Annotated in this window: 18 protein-coding genes; 15 read left to right on the forward strand and 3 right to left on the reverse strand. The window is 41.7% G+C overall.

All coding sequences use genetic code 11. The features are described from left to right. Positions 1-11: 11 nt before the first annotated feature. Positions 12-827: a Cof-type HAD-IIB family hydrolase gene (locus tag MKX49_RS04480; protein WP_323597948.1), complete on the reverse strand. Its 816-nt coding sequence runs from the start codon at positions 825-827 to the stop codon at positions 12-14. Positions 828-1,042: 215 nt separating this feature from the next. Here MKX49_RS04480 and MKX49_RS04485 point away from each other — a divergent pair, with 215 nt between their 5' ends. The 3 genes from MKX49_RS04485 to moaA all read left to right on the forward strand — a co-directional run bounded on the left by MKX49_RS04485 (position 1,043) and on the right by moaA (position 3,349). Beyond that, the gene (locus MKX49_RS04485; RefSeq protein ID WP_340875254.1) at positions 1,043-1,831 is read left to right on the forward strand and encodes an alpha/beta fold hydrolase; all 789 of its coding nucleotides are present in this window, start codon (positions 1,043-1,045) and stop codon (positions 1,829-1,831) included. Positions 1,832-1,919: 88 nt separating this feature from the next. Further along, positions 1,920-2,228, forward strand: a complete 309-nt coding sequence (locus tag MKX49_RS04490; protein WP_034314562.1) for a metal-sulfur cluster assembly factor — start codon at positions 1,920-1,922, stop codon at positions 2,226-2,228. A 107-nt stretch (positions 2,229-2,335) separates the two neighbouring features. Then, entirely contained in the window at positions 2,336-3,349 is a 1,014-nt protein-coding gene (moaA, locus tag MKX49_RS04495) for a GTP 3',8-cyclase MoaA (protein WP_063596475.1), read from the forward strand. A gap of 240 nt (positions 3,350-3,589) precedes the next feature. On the opposite strand, the gene MKX49_RS04500 is transcribed toward moaA, so the two are convergent. Further along, on the reverse strand, positions 3,590-4,279 hold the full coding sequence (locus MKX49_RS04500) for a Crp/Fnr family transcriptional regulator (protein ID WP_034314560.1): 690 nt from the start codon (positions 4,277-4,279) through the stop codon (positions 3,590-3,592). A 232-nt stretch (positions 4,280-4,511) separates the two neighbouring features. On the opposite strand from MKX49_RS04500, the gene argC reads away from it, so the two are divergent. The 8 genes from argC to MKX49_RS04540 all read left to right on the forward strand — a co-directional run bounded on the left by argC (position 4,512) and on the right by MKX49_RS04540 (position 14,761). Next, entirely contained in the window at positions 4,512-5,549 is a 1,038-nt protein-coding gene (gene argC / locus MKX49_RS04505; RefSeq protein WP_048686891.1) for an N-acetyl-gamma-glutamyl-phosphate reductase, read from the forward strand. A 16-nt stretch (positions 5,550-5,565) separates the two neighbouring features. Next, positions 5,566-6,798, forward strand: coding sequence for a bifunctional ornithine acetyltransferase/N-acetylglutamate synthase (argJ, locus tag MKX49_RS04510; protein ID WP_340875260.1), 1,233 nt, complete (start codon positions 5,566-5,568; stop codon positions 6,796-6,798). Positions 6,799-6,810: 12 nt separating this feature from the next. Then, positions 6,811-7,584 carry an acetylglutamate kinase gene (gene argB / locus MKX49_RS04515; protein ID WP_340875262.1) on the forward strand — a complete coding sequence of 258 codons (774 nt, stop codon included), beginning with the start codon at positions 6,811-6,813 and terminating at the stop codon, positions 7,582-7,584. Then, the gene (locus tag MKX49_RS04520) at positions 7,581-8,732 is read left to right on the forward strand and encodes an acetylornithine transaminase (RefSeq protein ID WP_340875264.1); all 1,152 of its coding nucleotides are present in this window, start codon (positions 7,581-7,583) and stop codon (positions 8,730-8,732) included. Before argB ends, MKX49_RS04520 begins: the two co-directional genes overlap by 4 nt. Before the next feature lie 81 nt (positions 8,733-8,813). After that, entirely contained in the window at positions 8,814-9,896 is a 1,083-nt protein-coding gene (locus MKX49_RS04525; protein WP_048686899.1) for a carbamoyl phosphate synthase small subunit, read from the forward strand. Next, the gene (locus MKX49_RS04530) at positions 9,889-13,008 is read left to right on the forward strand and encodes a carbamoyl phosphate synthase large subunit (RefSeq protein WP_340875266.1); all 3,120 of its coding nucleotides are present in this window, start codon (positions 9,889-9,891) and stop codon (positions 13,006-13,008) included. The genes MKX49_RS04525 and MKX49_RS04530 overlap by 8 nt, the downstream gene beginning before the upstream one ends. Beyond that, positions 13,005-13,964 carry an ornithine carbamoyltransferase gene (argF, locus tag MKX49_RS04535; RefSeq protein WP_340875269.1) on the forward strand — a complete coding sequence of 320 codons (960 nt, stop codon included), beginning with the start codon at positions 13,005-13,007 and terminating at the stop codon, positions 13,962-13,964. Before MKX49_RS04530 ends, argF begins: the two co-directional genes overlap by 4 nt. A gap of 617 nt (positions 13,965-14,581) precedes the next feature. After that, entirely contained in the window at positions 14,582-14,761 is a 180-nt protein-coding gene (locus tag MKX49_RS04540; RefSeq protein ID WP_034314546.1) for a YjzC family protein, read from the forward strand. 53 nt (positions 14,762-14,814) lie between these two features. On the opposite strand, the gene MKX49_RS04545 is transcribed toward MKX49_RS04540, so the two are convergent. Continuing rightward, a complete protein-coding gene (locus MKX49_RS04545; protein ID WP_340875271.1) occupies positions 14,815-15,573 on the reverse strand; it encodes an IclR family transcriptional regulator in 759 nt (252 codons plus the stop codon). A gap of 382 nt (positions 15,574-15,955) precedes the next feature. Here MKX49_RS04545 and MKX49_RS04550 point away from each other — a divergent pair, with 382 nt between their 5' ends. The 4 genes from MKX49_RS04550 to MKX49_RS04565 all read left to right on the forward strand — a co-directional run bounded on the left by MKX49_RS04550 (position 15,956) and on the right by MKX49_RS04565 (position 19,866). Further along, positions 15,956-16,903, forward strand: coding sequence for a fumarylacetoacetate hydrolase family protein (locus MKX49_RS04550; RefSeq protein WP_323597956.1), 948 nt, complete (start codon positions 15,956-15,958; stop codon positions 16,901-16,903). 1 nt (position 16,904) lies between these two features. Further along, positions 16,905-17,396 carry a DinB family protein gene (locus MKX49_RS04555; RefSeq protein WP_340875272.1) on the forward strand — a complete coding sequence of 164 codons (492 nt, stop codon included), beginning with the start codon at positions 16,905-16,907 and terminating at the stop codon, positions 17,394-17,396. A gap of 30 nt (positions 17,397-17,426) precedes the next feature. Beyond that, positions 17,427-18,539, forward strand: coding sequence for a cupin domain-containing protein (locus MKX49_RS04560; RefSeq protein WP_340875275.1), 1,113 nt, complete (start codon positions 17,427-17,429; stop codon positions 18,537-18,539). A gap of 127 nt (positions 18,540-18,666) precedes the next feature. Further along, positions 18,667-19,866: an FAD-dependent monooxygenase gene (locus tag MKX49_RS04565; protein ID WP_340875276.1), complete on the forward strand. Its 1,200-nt coding sequence runs from the start codon at positions 18,667-18,669 to the stop codon at positions 19,864-19,866. Positions 19,867-20,054 lie beyond the last annotated feature (188 nt).

Here is a 20,054-nt window from a genome sequence, read left to right on the forward strand (position 1 = left end):
AAAATGACGAATTAGGCTTTCATATTGAATTTTTCTTCGAGGAAGACGGCTATACCATCTTCTTCATTCGTCAATGTCGTCGTATTTGCTACCGTTTTTACTGGTGAGATCGCATTTCCCATGGCCACCCCGGTTCCCGCATATTCGAGCATTTCCAAATCATTATCTTCATCACCGAAAGCGATTATCCTGTTTTGAGGAATTTCCAGATAGTTGGATACGCGTTTTAGCCCTACTGCTTTACTTAACCCGCTTTTTATTATTTCGATGATATGAAAAGGCTCTGCCCAGCGGCGGTGATCGACCAATTCTGCATGGACATCGGATAGATGCTGGCGAATCTGCCCTACGAATTCACTATCTGTGTGAATCAGCATCGAAGTTGGGGAATCCTGAAGGTAATTGCGTAAATCACCTGTCTTCATGATCGGATTTCCTAGATTGAACATGTTCATCAACTTTTCATCATGATAATGGACATAAACTTCATCCCGGACTTCAGCGATGATGTTATGATATGTAAACTCATCACACGCTTCGACAATTTCTTTCGCAACATTTATATCCAGTGGAGAGTGGTATACCCCCCAGCTTGTATGTAATGGGTGATGGACGAAAGCGCCATTGAAATTAACGATTGGTGTAGTCAGCCCCAGTTCCCGGTAATAAAGTTCACTTGAGCGAAAGGGGCGCCCGGTGGCGATCATAACCTCGTGTCCATCTTCTTTAAGTTTTAGGAGTGTTTTTTTAGTCCTTGAAGAAATTGTTTTGTTATCTGTAAGTAAAGTACCATCAAGATCCAATACGATTAAATGTTTCTCAGTCATGTACACACCTTCTGTTCTTTTTGATTTCATTATATGCAAATATTGTTAAGCCTATTTTAAAGTAAATGTAAATCTTTTTCATTCTTTATGCATTCCTGTATGATATTACTATATCCAGGATTATGATAATTAAAGCGAAGCTCAGATTTAAAGGTAATGAATTCCATTTTGATAATGGATTGAAAAGACCGGAACAAATTATCGGAGGGGTTAACTTGATAATAATTGAAAAAGAACGAATTGGACAAATTCCTGTCTTGCACTTAGGGGAACAAACCACTTTCAATCAGGAATTGCCGCTTATTATTTTTATACATGGTTTTCAAAGTGCAAAAGAACATAATCTGCACTATGCTTATTTATTGGCTGAAAAGGGGTTTCGTGTGCTTCTACCCGATGTGATTCATCATGGGGAAAGGGGAGCCGGTTTAAGTGATTCTCAAATGATGCCCCGTTTTTGGGAAATGGTTTTACAAACAATCCAGGATTTATCTTTGCTGAAGGATGATTTATTATCCCGAAAATTGATTGATCCCGACAGAATTGGCGTGGCAGGTACTTCAATGGGGGGAATAGTTACTAATGGGGCCCTTGCTGCTTATGAATGGATTTCCGCCGGAGTCAGTTTAATGGGGAACCCATCATATGTCGCGTATGCAGAGCTCCAAATGGAGGAGATTAAGAAAAGGAAAGTTGATTTCCCAGCTACTGATGAGGAAGTTGCGAAGGTGATTGAACAGCTTAAGCCATTTGATTTGAGTCTTAATCAGGATAAGCTTTGCGACCGACCGCTTCTTTTTTGGCATGGTGCCAAAGATCCGGTTGTACCTTATCAGCATGCATACCGTTTTTATGAAGGGGTCAAAGCAGGGTATGACAAGGCAGATGAAAAAATTGATTTTATCCTTGACCCTAAGGCTGGGCATAAGGTCAGCAGAGAAGGAGTGCTTAAGACAGCGGACTGGTTCGCGAAACATTTACTGTCTGCTGTGCAAAATGCTTAAGTACTCACTCAAAATCTGTTATGATGCTTATATGGACATAATGATGAAAGCGACAAACTAGAGATTTTCCATAAAAGGAGTGATTGAAGTGGATCAAGATACAAAAGACATTATTCTTGGAGCTTTGGAGCAGGTCATTGACCCTGAGCTTGGTATAGATATCGTTAATTTAGGCTTGGTATATGATGTGGATATGGATGAGGAAGGTCTGACCACCGTTACGATGACATTGACAGCAATGGGCTGTCCGATGGCTGGGACGATTGTCGATCAAGTTAAATTGGTTCTGGAAGATATCCCGGAGGTCAAGGAAACGGACGTGAAGATAGTCTGGAGTCCGCCATGGACGAAAGACAAAATGTCCAGATATGCTAAAATTGCATTAGGTATCAAATAATAACTCTGTAATAGAAATGAAAAGCCAGTCAAAAAAAGTGAACCCATTCAAGGAGCCACTTTTTATGCTCTGGTTTTTTTCTAATACTTTCGGCTAGGAGTGGTTAATTGAACAGTCAAATTAAAGATTCATTGGACAGGCCACTAAGGGATTTAAGGATTTCAGTCATAGATCGCTGTAACTTTCGCTGCCAGTATTGCATGCCTGCTGAAATTTTTCACGAGAATTTTCAGTTCCTGCCTAAAAGTGAGCTATTATCTTATGAGGAAATTGTAAGGCTTTCTAAAATCTTCGCAGGCTTAGGGGTAAAAAAACTAAGGTTGACTGGCGGGGAACCATTACTCCGAAGAGATCTTACCACTTTGATTTCAAATCTCGTTAAAATTGAAGGTATTGAAGATATTGGACTGACCACGAATGGGGTCTTCTTGAAAAAACATGCCGTAAATTTGAAGGAAGCTGGTTTGCAGAGGGTGAATATCAGCTTGGACAGCCTCGATGACGATCTTTTCAAGAAGATGAACGGCAGGGATATCGGCATAAAGCCCGTTATTGAAGGCATCGCTGCTGCTAAAGAAGCAGGGCTTGGCGTTAAAGTGAATATGGTAGTCAAAAAAGAAACCAATGAATCTCAAATCCTGCCGATGGCCCGATTTTGTAAAGATGAGGGCCTTCAATTACGCTATATAGAATTCATGGATGTCGGGCATACAAATGGCTGGCAGTTAAAGAATGTCATTACGAAAAAAGAACTGCTTGCAATGCTCCAAACCGAATTCGACCTAGAACCAGTTGAAGAAGATTATTTTGGAGAGGTCGCAAAACGCTTCCGCTATAAGGGCACTACTGCAGAAGTAGGCTTCATTACCTCGGTTTCCGAGTCTTTTTGTTCAAGTTGTACACGTGCACGTCTTTCTGCTAATGGAAGTTTATATACATGCCTGTTTAATGGAAAGGGACATGACTTGAAGTCATTGCTCCGTTCCGACATGACCGATGAAGAATTGACAGGGTTCATCATTTCACTTTGGAACCGTAGGGACGACCGCTATTCGGATGAGCGGGCAGCGGGAACGGTGAAGAAACAGGAAAAAATCGAAATGTCATTCATTGGCGGATAATCCGTCCGAATGAAAAATTAAGGGATGGCAGCTATGCCATCCCTTTTTTGTATAGTTGTCAGGACATGATGCCGGTCAATGGCGAAATCCATGTTTATACTTTTTTTATGCATTTTTATTTAGGATACAAGGTAATGAAAATAATTCAATGGTCCTAAGGATGGATTAGTCTGAAATAAATTCCATTCATTATTAAGATCATTAAGGCTTTATGTATTGCTGCTTTTTATGGGAAAGGATTCAATCGATTGTACAGATTTCTATTGGACAGTTTTCACAGTCGATTTCCTGTTTCAAATAGTCAAAGTCAAGAATCGTAATGCGGCCCTTTTTAATGGAGATGACATTGTTTTTCCTTAATTGAGCGAGCATTCGATTGACTACTTCGCGGGATGTGCCGCAAAAATTGGCGAGTTCTTGGTTTGTAAAGGGAAGATTGATAACTTTGCCGTCTTCCGCTTCAGTGCCATAGCTATTTGATAAACGGATGAGGGTGGAGTAAAATGCACCTTTCTTACCGTGCAGGAGCATATCGCGGAATTTAGCCTGATTTTTACGGTTTTGAGCGGATAACCATGTCATCATCTCGACTGCGAGATGGCTATCGGAGGCGATTTTTTCTTCTAATGCTTCTTTGGAAATAACCGCGACAGTACCATCTTCCATCATTTTTGCATTCATCATATATTTAGGATTTTGAGAAAATAAGACTGTCTCCCCAACCAAATCATTCTCCGAACTAATGCGTATAGTTAATTCCCGACCGTCGGGAACAACCTTACTCACTTCTACTTTCCCATTTATAATGTAATACAAATCACTTGCTGGGGTGCTCTCATGAAAAAGGTAGCGCCCTTTTTCCATATGTTTAATTTGTTGTTTATTATCTAAAATTGCTTGCATCCGATTGGATAACGATAATTCATTCATGCATATGACCACCTTTCAGAAACCGTCATTACTCAATTACTACCTTTGATTTAAACGGAAAAAAACCTAGTAGTCAACAACTTTGGATAATTCTAGGAATTTCGTTGGATAATATTTCATTTAAAATTTATGTTTATAATTTTATAAAAATACATTTGATTTTATTTTTATTCAGTCTTATAATAATAGAATCAAAGATTGACAGGGACCTGAAATTATAGGAGATGGTTTTATGAACGTATCAATAGTAGGTGCAACGGGTTATGGAGGAATGGAACTAATAAGGTTTTTGAATAATCATCCGCAATTTAAAATAAAATCATTGCATACTTCATCCCAATTTGGTCGAAGTTTATATGAAGAAAATGCACATTTAATGCATATGAAAGATACATTAGAAGAAATCGACCCGGAAGCGATTGCAAAAAAATCCGATATTGTATTTCTTGCAACTCCTTCGGGCGTTTCATCGCAATTGATTTCGGAATTTTCTGATCTCGATATTAAAGTGATCGACCTATCAGGAGATCTTAGGCTTCAAACTCCAGGTGAATACGAAAACTGGTATAAAAAACCGGCAGCGCCTCAGCATATTATTGAAGAAGCCGTATACGGATTGGCTGAATGGAATGCCGAAGCTATAAAAAAAGCGACGATCATTGCAAATCCTGGGTGCTACCCAACCGCATCACTATTAGGTCTTGCCCCTTTATTCACTGAAGGGTTGGCCGGAGCGGATGCCGATGTGATCATCGATGCAAAATCCGGGGTTTCAGGGGCGGGTAAATCACCTTCTGCAGTCACCCATTTTAGTGAAATGAATGAGAACTTTAAGATATATAAGGTGAATCAACATCAACACATACCGGAAATCGAGCAACAGCTTGGGCGATGGTCATCAGGTTTACAGCCCATTACCTTCAATACCCATCTTGTTCCAATGACAAGAGGGATTATGGCAACGATGTATATAAAGGTAAATCGGGAAACCTCAAATGTTGAATTAAAGGATTTGTACGAAACGGTTTACGAGAACCACCCATTTGTTCGGGTACAGCCCCTTGATCGCTATCCATCCACGAAACAGGTATACGGATCGAACTTTTGCGACATTGGCGTCGATTATGATGAAAGAACAGGTAAGGTAACGGTGGTTTCGGTTATTGATAATTTAGTGAAGGGTGCCGCAGGGCAGGCCATTCAAAATGCAAATATATTAATGGGACTAGAAGAAACGGCTGGACTATGGAACAGTCCGCTATATCCGTAAACTATGGAGGGAACCAATGAATACACTACAGTCAGTTGAAGAAATCAAACAAATTCAAGAAGGAAACATTTTAATGCCCCAAGGGTTCAAAGCGTCGGGTGTCCATGCAGGATTACGCTATTCTAAAAAGGACGTTGGCATCATTTTTACCGATGTCCCAGCCTCAGCCGCGGCCGTTTATACACAAAATGTCGTTCAAGCCGCTCCAATCAATGTAACGAAAGACAGTATTGCCGTTACTGGAAAACTTCACGGCATTGTAGTGAATAGTGCTTGTGCGAATGCTTGTACAGGTGAACAAGGTTTAAAAGATGCAAATGAAATGAGGAAGCTTGCGGCTCAAAAGTTCGGTTTGGAGGACCATTCATTTGCAGTGGCTTCAACGGGAGTCATAGGGGAATTCATGGAAATGGAAAAAGTAAGAAACGGCATAGAGGCATTACAGCCAGAAAATACACCTGAAGCTGCTGAAGCTTTCGGTACCGCCATTTTAACAACGGATATTGTAACGAAGAGTTGTGGTTATGAAACAATCATCGACGGTAAAACCGTGAAAATGGGCGGTGCTGCAAAGGGTTCGGGAATGATTCATCCAAACATGGCCACAATGCTAGGTTTCATTACGACGGATGCCGTCATTGAACCGCATGATTTACAGCAAGCATTATCCTCGATTACCAATGATACATTCAATCAAATCACGGTTGACGGCGACTGTTCAACGAACGACATGGTGTTGGTGCTCGCGAATGGAGAAGCGAACAATGAACCTTTGACACCTGACCATCCAGAATGGTCCATTTTCCTGGAATTATTAAAACAAACTTCCGAAAACCTCGCCAAACAAATTGCGAAAGATGGAGAAGGTGCGACTAAACTGATAGAAGTGAATGTTCATGGCATGCATACGAAACAAGATTCACAGATGATGGCGAAGACGATCGTCGGTTCAAATCTTGTGAAAACGGCAGCTTTTGGAGCGGATGCAAACTGGGGACGAATCATAGCTGCAATGGGAAGAAGCGGAGTGAGATTCAATCCGGATCAAACAACGATCGTTTTTGGTGATATCGTCGTACTTAAAGACGGTGAGCCGATTATGTTTTCTGAGGAAGAAGCCAAAGCATACTTGGAAAATGAAAGTATCATCATTCATGTTTATTTGAAAGATGGTAATGAATCAGGCACGGCATGGGGCTGCGATTTAACCTATGATTATGTGAAAATAAACGGAAGCTATCGTTCGTAAGAGGTGAAAAGTATGAACATATTAGTCATAAAGTGCGGCGGCAGCATCATTAATGAGTTATCGGAGTCGTTTTTCAATAGTATTAAAGAGTTACAAAACCGGGGATACCATATTGTCTTTGTGCATGGGGGCGGCCCTGATATAAATTCAATGCTTGAAAAATTTGAAATTGAACCAGTATTTGAAGATGGGTTAAGAAAAACGACCACAGAAGTGCTGGAAATTGTGGAACTTATGCTGGCAGGCAAATCGAACCGCAGCCTCGTTCATAAATTGGAAGCCCATGGCATCAAGGCAGTCGGTTTAAATGGCTCGGACGGCGGAATTCTCACAGGTGAGTATATCGATGAACAGAAACTTGGGGCTGTTGGTGAAATACAACAAGTCAATACGGAATTATTCGGGCTTTTATTCGAAAAAGGCTATTGTCCGGTATTGACGCCCATTTCATCTACCGAAGAAGGCAATAAATTAAATGTGAATGCCGATATGGCTGCCGGGTCTGTAGCTAAGGCACTATCGGCTGATATGTGTTTATTTGTGACCGATGTTCAGGGGGTCTTGAAGAATGGGCAGATCATTGAGAAATTGAATGAAACGGAAACGAAGAATTTGATCATGGATGGAAGTATACATGGCGGAATGATCCCGAAAGTCAATACAGCCTTGTCGGTGCTGAATAAAGGGATTGAAGAAGTGATGATCGTTAGTGGGAAAGATCATTTTTATCAAGGCGGACAATTCATCGGTACAAAATTTCTTCAGGAAGAAGGGGTATTTCAATGAGTTCTTTATTTCCTACATACGCTAGGTGGGACATTGAGCCAAGAAAAGCGTCAGGATCGAAGATTACGAGTGAAACAGGTAAAGAGTATCTGGATTTCACATCCGGAATCGGAGTTTTGAATCTTGGACATTGTCATGAGAAGGTAAAAATGGCCGTGGCGGAACAACTTAATAAATATTGGCATGTATCGAACATGTTTCAAAGTTCCATACAGGAACGGACAGCAAAAATGCTGGCTGATGCCTCTGGTTTAAGTCAGGTGTTCTTTGCCAACAGCGGTGCCGAGGCGAATGAGGCAGCCATCAAACTAGCACGTAAAGCTACCGGGAAAAGCAAAATTGTCACTTGTCAGCAGTCTTTCCACGGCCGTACTTTTGCAACGATGGCGGCAACGGGACAGGAAAAAATCAAGACTGGTTTCGGACCGATGCTAGCTTCGTTCGAATATGTTCCATTTAATGATCATGATGCCATGAAAGCAGCCATCGATGAAAATACGGCAGCTGTAATGATTGAAATCGTGCAAGGTGAAGGCGGCATCCATGTTGTACAGCAATCATATCTGGACGCGATTCAAACTAAATGCCAAGAACACGGAGCTCTCCTTATCATAGATGAAATTCAGACTGGGATAGGACGTACAGGAAAGCCATTTGCATTCCAGCATTTCAATATCCTGCCGGACATCATCACTTCGGCAAAGGGGTTGGGAAATGGCCTGCCAATCGGGGCGATGATTGGGAAGGAAGAGTTGTCTGTATTCTTTGACCCTGGAAGTCATGGATCCACTTTTGGAGGGAATCCAGTTAGTGTCTCAGCAGCCGAAGCTGTATTAAAGGAAATTTTTCAATCAGGGTTTTTAAAAGAAACCGTTAAAAAGGCGGAATACCTTGAGAGCGAATTGGCAAAAGCATTGAATGGCATCGAAGAAGTGAAAGAGATTCGCGGTCTGGGAATGATGGTCGGAATTGAATGTAAACAAGATGTTCAGGTGTTTTTAATGGAATTGCAAGAAGAGGGCTTACTTGTATTGAGTGCAGGTCCTAAAGTACTTCGTTTACTTCCATCCCTGACTGTTTCCGAATCGGAGATCGATACGGCGATAAATAAAATTAAAAAAGTATTGGCAATAAAACAAACTGTCTAAATTTATTGAATTTTTATAGAATAAAATGAATAATTATGCTATTGTATATATAAATATACATCATCTAAAGAGGTGAAGATCATGAAAAGCTATCTATATTTAGAGAATGGTTCCGTCTTTGAAGGGGAACTGCTGACTAAATCGACTGAAAAAACAATCACTGGAGAGATTGTCTTTTTTACAGGAATGACCGGATATCAAGAAGTGTTGACAGATCCTTCATATAAGGACCAGATTGTCATCTTCACATACCCACTAATCGGAAATTACGGAATCAATGAACATGATTTTGAAAGTAAAAAGCCGCATGTTGCCGGTGTGATTGTATATGAAGGAAATATGAGCCATTCCCATTATCAGGCTAAATATTCAATTGGTGAATATTTAGACAAGTGGAACATTCCTCTTTTAAGCCATGTGGACACAAGAGCGGTCGTTAAAAATATAAGACAGGAAGGTTCCATGCAGGCAGTCATCACAGCTGAAGAAAAATACACTGTCGTACCCAGCCTGAATGGTTTATCAGCCCATGTAGCTGAGGTATCCACAAAGGTTGTCGAGAGATTTGGTGGAGGCGACAAGCACGTTGTGATGATGGATTTCGGCTATAAAAAATCAATCCTGGATTCATTGGTCGCTCAAGGCTGCCGAGTCTCTGTCGTACCATTCGATACGGAATTCGAGCAAATCAAGGACTTGAAGCCAGATGGTATTTTGCTTTCAAATGGGCCTGGGGATCCAAAACAGCTTGAATACCTTTTAGGAAACATAAAAAAGATCATTACGAGTTTTCCCACGATGGGCATCTGCCTCGGTCATCAATTAACGGCCCTTGCCTTAGGTGGAAATACAAAAAAAATGCTGTTTGGACATCGCGGTGCGAATCAGCCCGTGGTCGATTTGAAAACGAAAAAGGTGTATATGAGTTCGCAGAATCATAGTTACGAGGTTGATGAACCGAGCTTGCAAGGAACATCGCTTCAAGTGAGATTCAGAAACGTGAATGATAACACGGTTGAGGGACTCATGCATGAAGACTTGCCAATCTTCACTACCCAGTACCACCCAGAGGCAAATCCAGGACCTATCGAGAGTTCATTACTATTCAAAGACTTTTTACAAATGATAAATGATTATAGCGGGAGAGAAAAAGCTTATGCCTAAGGACGACACGATACAGACCATTTTAGTGATTGGTTCGGGGCCGATTGTCATCGGGCAGGCCGCCGAATTCGATTATGCAGGTACACAGGCCTGCCTCGCTTTAAAGGAAGAAGGATATAAAGTCATACTGGTCAATAACAATCCGGCAACAATCATGACTGATGATATGAATGCGGATGCTGTTTATTTCGAACCTTTAACGGTTGATGTACTGGAAAAGATCATCTCCAAAGAAAAGCCGGATGGCCTGCTCGCTACATTAGGCGGTCAAACAGGATTGAACCTAGCTTATCAGTTGGATGATGCTGGAATACTTGAAAAATATAAGGTCAAATTATTGGGAACTCCGATCGATTCTATCAAAAAAGGGGAGGATCGTGAGCTGTTCCGTGAGTTGATGTTTGAAATAGGTGAACCCGTTCCCGATAGTACGATTGTCCATACTCTTGAAGAAGCGCTGGCTTTTGCCGACAAAATCGGTTTCCCCATCATCGTTCGTCCCGCATATACACTCGGCGGAACTGGCGGTGGTATTGCCGATTCACTGGAGACCTTTAAGGAACTTGTACGGGGCGGACTGCAAGAAAGCCCAATTACACAATGCTTGATTGAAAGAAGTATAGCTGGTTTTAAGGAAGTCGAATATGAGGTTATGCGAGATGGCAACAATACGTGCATCACTATCTGTAATATGGAAAATATCGATCCGGTAGGGATCCATACAGGTGATTCGATCGTCGTGGCACCATCACAGACTTTATCGGACGATGAGTTTCAGATGCTGCGTGCCGCATCCATTAAAATCATCTCTGCTTTAGGGATTATAGGCGGCTGTAACATTCAATTTGCACTTGATCCGAATAGCAAGCAATATTATTTAATAGAAGTGAACCCGCGCGTCAGCCGTTCATCGGCACTAGCTTCAAAAGCAACAGGTTATCCCATTGCCCGCATAGCGGCAAAGCTCGCTGTCGGCTACGATTTATCGGAGCTCATCAATCCTGTAACGAAAAGCACATATTCAAGTTTCGAACCTGCGCTTGACTATGTAGCGGTGAAGTTCCCGAGGTGGCCATTCGATAAATTCACGACCGCCGACCGCAAATTGGGAACACAGATGAAGGCAACTGGTGAAGTCATGGCTTTACACCGCAGCTTTGAGGGTGGAGTCCAAAAGGCCGTCGATTCTTTGGAATTGAAAACGATTGGGCTGCAGCTATCATCACTGAAAAATAAAACCATTCCTGAACTTTGGGGAAAGCTTGCCGAAAAATCGGATGAACGAATCTTTGTCATTTTTGAAATGCTTAGAAAAGGCGTGACGATTGAAGAAATCCATGAAGCGACAGCCATAGATTATTTCTTCCTTAAATCCTTTGCTTCATTGATCCAAAGCGAAATGGAGATTGAAGCTAAGGCAATCGATCAGGTAACAAGGGAAGAACTTCAGTCATACAAGGAAAAGGGCTTTTCAGACCGCTATCTTGCTTCCGTATGGAAAGTAAATGAGATGGAAGTGAGAGCACACAGGAAATCACTGGGTGTTACGGCGGTTTACAAAACGGTTGATACATGTGCAGCCGAGTTCGAATCACATACAAACTATCACTATTCAACATATTTTGGTGAGAACGAACAGCAAAAAACGGATAAAAAGAAAGTCTTGATGATTGGCAGCGGCCCGATCCGCATCGGTCAGGGAATAGAATTTGATTATTGTTCAGTTCACGGTGTTTATGCACTCCAGGATGAAAATGTTGAAACGATCATGATCAATAATAATCCGGAAACGGTAAGCACGGATTTTGCGACAGCAGATCGCCTTTATTTCGAACCGTTGACCCTTGAATATGTTCTTAATGTAATAGAAGCGGAAGACATAAAAGATGTTATCGTCCAGTTTGGCGGGCAGACTGCGATAAACCTTGCTAAAGGCCTGGAAGAATACGGGGTCAATTTGTTGGGGACATCCTTCGATACGCTTGATCAATTAGAAGATCGTGATCGTTTTTATCAGCTTCTTCAAAAACTGGATATCCCCCATGTACCAGGTTCAATGGCTAATGGAGAAGAACAATTAATTTCCCGGGCAGAGGCCATCGGCTTTCCGGTACTCTTACGCCCATCCTATGTAATTGGCGGCCAGGGAATGGAAATCATCCGCTCCAAGGAAAGCTTGTTGAATAGAATGGCTAATGGAACGGCACTAATCTATCCCGTGTTGATCGATTCCTATATTCCAGGGAAGGAAGCCGAAATCGATTTGATTGCTGATGGAAATGATGTTTATATTCCCATCATTGCCGAACATATAGAAAAAGCAGGCGTCCATTCAGGAGATAGCATGGCTTTATTGCCAGCTCAATCCTTAACGGATGATATTAAAGATAAAATGACCCTTTATGCTAAAAAACTAGTTAGTGAACTTGGTTATAAAGGTCTTATGAACATCCAATTCGTGATCGAGGGAAATAGTGTATACGTATTGGAAGTGAATCCTCGTGCAAGTCGAACAATTCCAATCATCAGTAAAGTGACCGATGTGGCCTTAGTGCAAATAGCGACAAAAATATTGCTTGGGAAATATTCATTGTCGAATGCGTTCGAAAAAACAGGCTTAATGGATGAAATTCCATATGCAGTTGTCAAATATCCCGTATTCTCTACTTTTGCACTAAGCGGACTTGATTCGAAGGTAGGTCCGGAAATGAAATCAACAGGTGAAGGAATCGCCATCGGGGAAACGGTAAATGAAGCGTTGACAAAAGTGTTCCATGCTCAAAAAGCTAATCATACCACAGGCGTTTATCAATCAGAATCAGTTCAATTAAGTGAAGACCTGTTAGTGCAAATCAAAGAAGCAGGTTTGACATTGGGGAATTCAGATTTTGATAAATGGTTAAATGAAGGAAATGCGGCGGTCGTTTTGGCATATGGAACAACGGAGGAAGATAAGCAGCTAAGGTTACTTGCAGCGAAATACCGACTGCTTGCTTTTACGGAAGAAGAGACGTTCAAGGCCTATCTGCAATCGGTGGATAATGCTGATCCAGGGGTTACCTCGCTTCAGGAATGGCTTGTACCATATACGAAAGGAGTGTCACACGTATGAGTTCAATGACGGCACCGACACAAGCGAAGATTTTAAATGGAAAAGATTTTTTGACCATGAAAGAGTCCACACCAACGGCAATTGCAGATTTGTTAAAGCTAGCGCAGACCATTAAAGGCAAATTGCAAGCAGGTGAAGAATATACGCCTTTAAAAGGGAAAACACTGGGGATGATCTTTGAAAAATCGTCTACCCGTACCCGTGTCTCTTTTGAAGTGGGCATGATGCAGCTTGGCGGGCACGCTTTGTTCCTAAGTGGCAATGACTTGCAAATTGGACGTGGTGAAACGATTTCCGATACTGCAAAAGTCCTTTCTGAATACATTGATGGCATCATGATTCGTACCTTCGAGCATGACAAAATCCTGGAATTGTCAGAAAATGCTTCTATCCCAGTCATCAATGGGTTAACAGATCTTGCACATCCTTGTCAGGTACTTGCAGACTTCTTGACGATCATCGAGATAAAAGGGCAGTTAAAAGGCTTGAAGATGAGTTATATCGGTGATGGCAATAATGTTGCGAATTCATTGATGGTAGGCTGTGCAAAAATGGGAATGGATTTTTCCATTGGGTGTCCTGACGCCTACAAACCTGATGAAAAGGTCGTCGCCTATGCTAAAAAAGTGGCAGAAGAGACTGGCAGTGAAATTTTGGTGACAACCTCAGCTTCGGAGGCCATAAAAGATGCGGATATCGTCTATTCGGATGTTTGGACTTCCATGGGGCAGGAAATCGAGAATGGTATCCGCTTAGAAGCTTTTAAAGATTATCAAATCAATGGTGAGCTAGTAAAACTTGCTAAAGAAGATTATTTATTCATGCATTGCCTGCCTGCACATCGGGAGGAAGAGGTTACGGCTGAAGTCATCGATGGTCCTAATTCCGTCGTTTTCCACCAAGCCGGAAATCGCCTTCATGCCCAAAAGGCGGTCCTGGTGGACTTAATGTCTTAACCAAAAAAGCTTACCTCAGAGATCAGTCACTCAGTTTGTAGAAAAAAAGGTTTCGGAATGGTCTCATTCCGAAACCTTTTTGATTTTATTTGTAGCAGTTAGAAAATAATAACTTGATCAATACTTGGGCGTCCTACCTCTAAAACATATCTTCCATCAAGTTTAAATGAAAAAAGACACCAATTGTTGCCTTCATTTTACGAACCAAAAGGTTCGATGGTACCAGTTGATTTAAAGTAAATCATTTCAAATTGATCTCGCTGAATAGAACCATGTATAGAAAAGCATCCCTATTACCTCGAGTTTTAATCCATTTTTTAAAACAAAAAGGACTGCAGGTAAAAGGATCTATCCTTAATGTTAAAACAAAGTTGATTGGAGTGGGTGTTCGAGATTCCTGCGGGAAAAGCGCGTCCAAAGGAGACCCCGCAGGCGCAATGGCGCGAGTGTCCTACGTTCCAATCGACGGTCAATTTTTAAAAACCTAAAAAGACGTTCTGCTCAGAGAACAGACGCTTTTTAATTAGCCGAATTTCCTGTATGTACCTAATTTTTCTGACATGAAAGGTAGGAACCTGGTAATAATAACAGGGAAAGCATGTAAAGGGGTGAAATCTATGGGGCAAAATCGTCAATTTAAGCCAGGACAGAAGGCACCGAATAATGGGACCTACGTAGAAATCGGTGAAACGGGCAGCACGGTAGTGAATCCGAAAATGGTAAAGCTTGATGCTGGGGATTCTTTTCCTGAAACATCCAATCATAATCGGATATGGACCTATAAGCGGAAGCCATGAAACATCTAAAAGCAGGAAAAAGGAATGGTCGCCATCCTTCTTCCTGCTTTTTTCTATTCAGCGGAATAACCGAATATATTCGAGATTTCCAAACAGCTTTTCCTTAAATAGACGCTTAAAGGATCTTCATAATGATCAGGAATGTTCTCGGTGAACCCAACGGCAGTGATTGCTCCCAACAATTCGGAATTATAATTAAAAACCGGAATGGACATGGAGGAAACGGAAGGTACAAGAGGCTCTTTGGCAAAAGCTATTTTGTATTTCCGAATTTCATCATATTCATTTGTTTCTTTAATGAACGAGCCCGTAACATTACGATCTTTTTCAATCCATTCCGCCGTCAAGGAAGGATCCTGAAATACAGTGAATACCTTTCCGGAAGAGGATGATGGCGGAAGTCGCGTACCTAACTGTGCCCCTATGTTTAAGTTTTGATTGGAATTCCATATTTTTGCAGTGATTGGTCCATCATATGTCCAAACGGAAAAAAGGACCGTGCAGGAAGTATGGTGACTGATTTCCTGTAAATAAGGAGTTATTCTGCTCGTTACATCCTCATTTCCTATCGCTGCCATTCCGTATTGAATCAATTTGCTCCCAAGGTGATACATACCGGTTGTCTTATCGCGATATAGTAACTCCAGTTGAGTCAAAGTATTCAAATACTTATAGAGGTTACTTTTCGTTATCTCCGTTAATTCCTGAATATCAGAGAATCTTAAAGGAGTTCTTTGGGAAGCAAGTAAATCTATGATGCTCATCCCTATTTGTAATGATTGAATCGTCGAACCGGATTTTACGATTTCCATAAATCAATCTCCCTAATCTGTTTTAATTTAGGTCTAGTATATCAGAATATGTAAAATATACATGAAATTCAGCAGAAAAAACCGCCGGATGCTTGAAGCTATCAATATATGTTCCTATTAAATGAATAACGAACTTTTTGATTCCGCAGTACTGATAATGGTGTAGATGATAACATTTGCACAAAAATTTGCAATACTTTCTTGACAATATTGCGAAAATTGAGTTATTATTTATATAAATAGTGAACAATGTTATCTATAAGTGGAATGGATAAGGTGTACAGTCATTCAAATTCTGGTTTGTGAAGCGAATCCAGCAGAATTAGGATGTTGGCATCAAAAGAGGTTTTAAAAAAATCCAGATTAATAAAGGAGAATGAATATGAAATTAGTAACGTTCAGCAGTCAAGGATTTAAACGCATCGGTGCAATTTACCCGGAAAATGTAGTAGTTGACTTGAACTATGCCTATCAAGCGCTACTTGAAAGCGAAGGGAAACTTCGCAGTGAACAAATTGCTGACGCTTATGTCCCTGCAACAATGGAGGAGTTTTTACAGGGAGGAAATGAAAGCCTTTCCATCGCGCAAAAGGCTGCTGACTACGCTATTAGCAATCGTGATTCCTTCAGACATCAATTGGTACATGAAATTGAAAATATAAAGCTTGAGGCCCCTGTCCAAAAGCCAAGCAAAATTATTTGTGTCGGCCATAATTACCGTGAACACATTGCTGAAATGGGCCGTGAACTGCCGCCATTCCCTGTAGTATTCGCAAAGTTCGCCAATACAGTTATCGGTCCCCAGGATGATATACCGTTTTTCCCAATCTCGGAACAACTGGATTATGAAGCGGAATTCGCTTTTGTTGTCGGACAAAGAGCACGTAATGTTTCAAAAGAAGATGCTCTTGATTATGTAGCTGGTTATACAATTGCGAATGATGTCACTTACCGTGATATCCAACGGCGTACACTTGAGTGGCTACAAGGGAAAACGGTTGAAGGAAGTGCTCCGATGGGGCCTTGGTTAGTCACTTCCGATGAACTGTCCGATCCATCGGGCTTGAATGTCCGATTAACGGTAAATGGTGAAGAACGCCAAAAAACGAATACATCCAACTTCGTATTCGATGTGAAGTATCTAGTTGAATTCTTATCGAACTTAATGACTCTTGAACCAGGTGACATCGTACTAACAGGAACACCGGGTGGGGTAGGAGTAGCCCGTGATCCGCAAGTGTTCTTAAAAGATGGTGACGTTGTCAAAATCGAAATCGACAAAATAGGTTATCTTGAAAACCGTGTGAGACGTGTCGGGGAGGGAAAATAAAATGGCTTATCAGGGAATCGGGACATCAATCCAATCAGTGCAACAATCCATCGAGCATATTCTTGAGACAACGGCAAACCTACCGGAAGAAACGATCCGATTTAGACCAGCAGAGGATGAATGGTCAATCATGCAGATACTTTCCCATTTAGCTGAAGCCATTCCTTATTGGTTAGGTGAAGTGGAAACTGTAATAGCGATGCCTGGAGCCGAATGGGGGCGTGGATTGCAAGATCCAGCCCGATTGGCGGCGGTTACCGATACAGACAAACTTGCTGTGGATGATGTCATGAAGCAAGTGGAGGGGCTTAAATATAAAGTGGAGAGCGGTCTCGGGAATTTAGATGAAGAAACACTATCCAAAGAATCGCCACACCGGAATTTCGCTAAATTCGGAAACAAACCAGTTTCCTATATAGTCGATCACTTCATCGATGAGCATGTTTCAGGACATTATGATCAAATTAAGCGAAATCTTTCTAAAATCCAGTGAGGCAAGATAAAAAAGAAAGTAGGGATTAATATGGCTGAAAAATCGGAATACATGAATAGTACAATCGTAAAAGATTTTACAAAGGATATTCAGCAGTATAACCTTGGGCCGCTGTGGGAAGCCATTCCCGCTCTGATGGACCATGAACCTAAACCTCATGCGCATGCTTATTTATGGAAAGAAGAGCTTTTAACAAAAAAATTGATGGAAGCGGCTGAAATCTTCACACCTGACCGAGGCGGGGAGCGCAGGGCGATTTATTTTCAAAACCCTGGCCTTACTTATCGCCAGCCTTGGGGATGGGCTTCAACAACACAAACGCTTTATGCAGCGGTCCAGCTTTTGTTGCCAGGTGAAGTGGCCCCTTCCCACCGTCATTCCCAAAGTGCACTTCGTTTCATTACGAATGGTGAAGGTGCCTACTCCATCGTGCAGGGAGAAAGGATCTTCATGGAAGAAGGAGATTTCTTGATCACGCCTAAAAACTTATGGCATGGTCATGGACATGTTGGGGAAAAACCAATGATTTGGATGGATGCCCTTGATATCCCAACCATCTATTCCATAGGCGGCACTTTCTTTGAACCATATCCAGATCGGATTGAAACGCCTAAACGGCCGGATAATTTTTCAGAGCTCCGTTATCAAGGCGGAATGGTTCGTCCAGTATCCGACCGTTATTCACAAGTGGCACCGCTTGCCAATTACAAATGGAAGGGCACCAAAGCAGCAATAGAAGGATTGATGAATTTCGAACCGGATCCATATGAAGGTTTTGCCGTGGAATATATCAATCCATCAAATGGCCAAACGGCCAATCCGACGATGGGGGCATGGATGCAGAAACTTCCTAAAGGTTTCCATACGAAAGCCCATCGCCATACCCATTCCACGATTTATCAAGTGCACCAAGGATCAGGCTATACGGTCATTAATGGCGTTCGTTTTGACTGGTCCAAGGGAGATTATTTCGTCGTTCCGAATTGGGCATGGCATGAGCACGTTGCAGATGCGGATTCTTACTTATTCTCGGTAAACGACCTACCAATAATGGAAAGATTCGATTTGGAACAGCAACAAGAATTAGACACAAACAATGGGTACCAAAAGGTTGAAAGTGAATTCAAGCCTGTTTTGGTTTGAAAATAATAGGTTTGGAATCTTCAGCTAAGATACTAGTGAATAGATGAATGCCATTCGAATGAAAACGCTTACTGTGGTAGTGGTCCGCAACTTTGGCTTAAAGCAACTAATATAGGGGGAATTGATGATGAACACAGAAAAAAAACCATTCATCGTTATCGGTGGGGGAATTGGCGGATTGGCAACTGCTTTAGGAATCGCAGAAACAAAACAGTATGTAAAAGTCCTAGAACAAGCTCCCGAATTTGGGGAAATTGGTGCAGGGATTCAGCTTGCAGCAAATGCCACCAACGTATTGCAGCGTTTGGGTGTCATGGATAAAATCAATGATATTGCAGTATTTCCAAAAAGATTGGTGCTGATGGACGCCTTTTCCGGAAAAGAGCTTTCCGCTTTGGATTTAGGTGATGTTTATAAAGAAAGATATGGAGCTCCGTATGTTGTTTTGCATCGTTCCGATTTGCATAAAGTATTGGCTGAAGCCTGTGAAAAGAACCCGTATATCGAACTGGTCACGAATCAAACCATTATTGAGACAGTAGAGTATGAAGGTGAAGTGACGATTACTTCTGCCAACGGGTCCCAACATTCAGGAACTGCTGTCATTGGAGCCGATGGATTATGGTCCAAGGCACGGAAACTTTTTGTGGAAGATCAGCCGGTCTGCTCTCAATATGTTGCATACAGGGGAGCGATCCCGATGGAGGAGGTTACGAGCCATGGGGATTTAGATGATGTATACATGTGGATTGGGCCAGACCTTCATCTTGTTCAATATCCGGTTAGAAGGGGAGAACTTTATAACCAAGTAGTGGTTTTCAAAAGTTCTCAATATACGGAAGAAAACGAAAAAACAGATCAATGGGGAACACCGGAAGAAATGGACCGTGTATTTGCCGGAACTTGTGAGCTTGTTCAGAATGCGATTTCATTCATTCAAAGACAACGCCGCTGGCCGATGTATGACCGTTTACCAATTGATAATTGGACAAAAGGAAGAATTACGCTTATGGGCGATGCGGCACATCCGATGCTTCAATACTTGGCACAAGGCGCTTGCCAGGCTTTAGAAGATGCAGCTTATTTGTCTGATATGCTCCATAAGCATGGGAATGACATTGAACAGGCATTTTTGGAATATCAGGAGGAACGCATTCCACGTACGGCAAATGTTCAAACGAGTGCTAGAATGTGGGGGGAAATCATCCACAATACGACCGATGCAGGCATTCTGCTCCGAGATACGATCCTTGCAGGTCGGACGGATAGGGATTTCCAATTCATCGATGAATTTCATGGTTACAATAAAACGGCCGTGAAAGCATAAACCATTTTGTTTCATCCATAAAGGAATTTATCCATGTTACAAATGGGTCTGCCTTTCTTCTATATGAAGAAAGGCTTTTTCCGTTTATTTTCCAAACTACTGCATTTCTTATAACTTTCCTTTACATAGGGAGAATTAGAAGTATAATGAAAATATAAAGGTCAAAATTGGTCAAACCCAGTGGGGAT

Source organism: Peribacillus sp. FSL M8-0224 (assembly GCF_038003055.1).
Classification (GTDB): domain Bacteria; phylum Bacillota; class Bacilli; order Bacillales; family DSM-1321; genus Peribacillus; species Peribacillus frigoritolerans.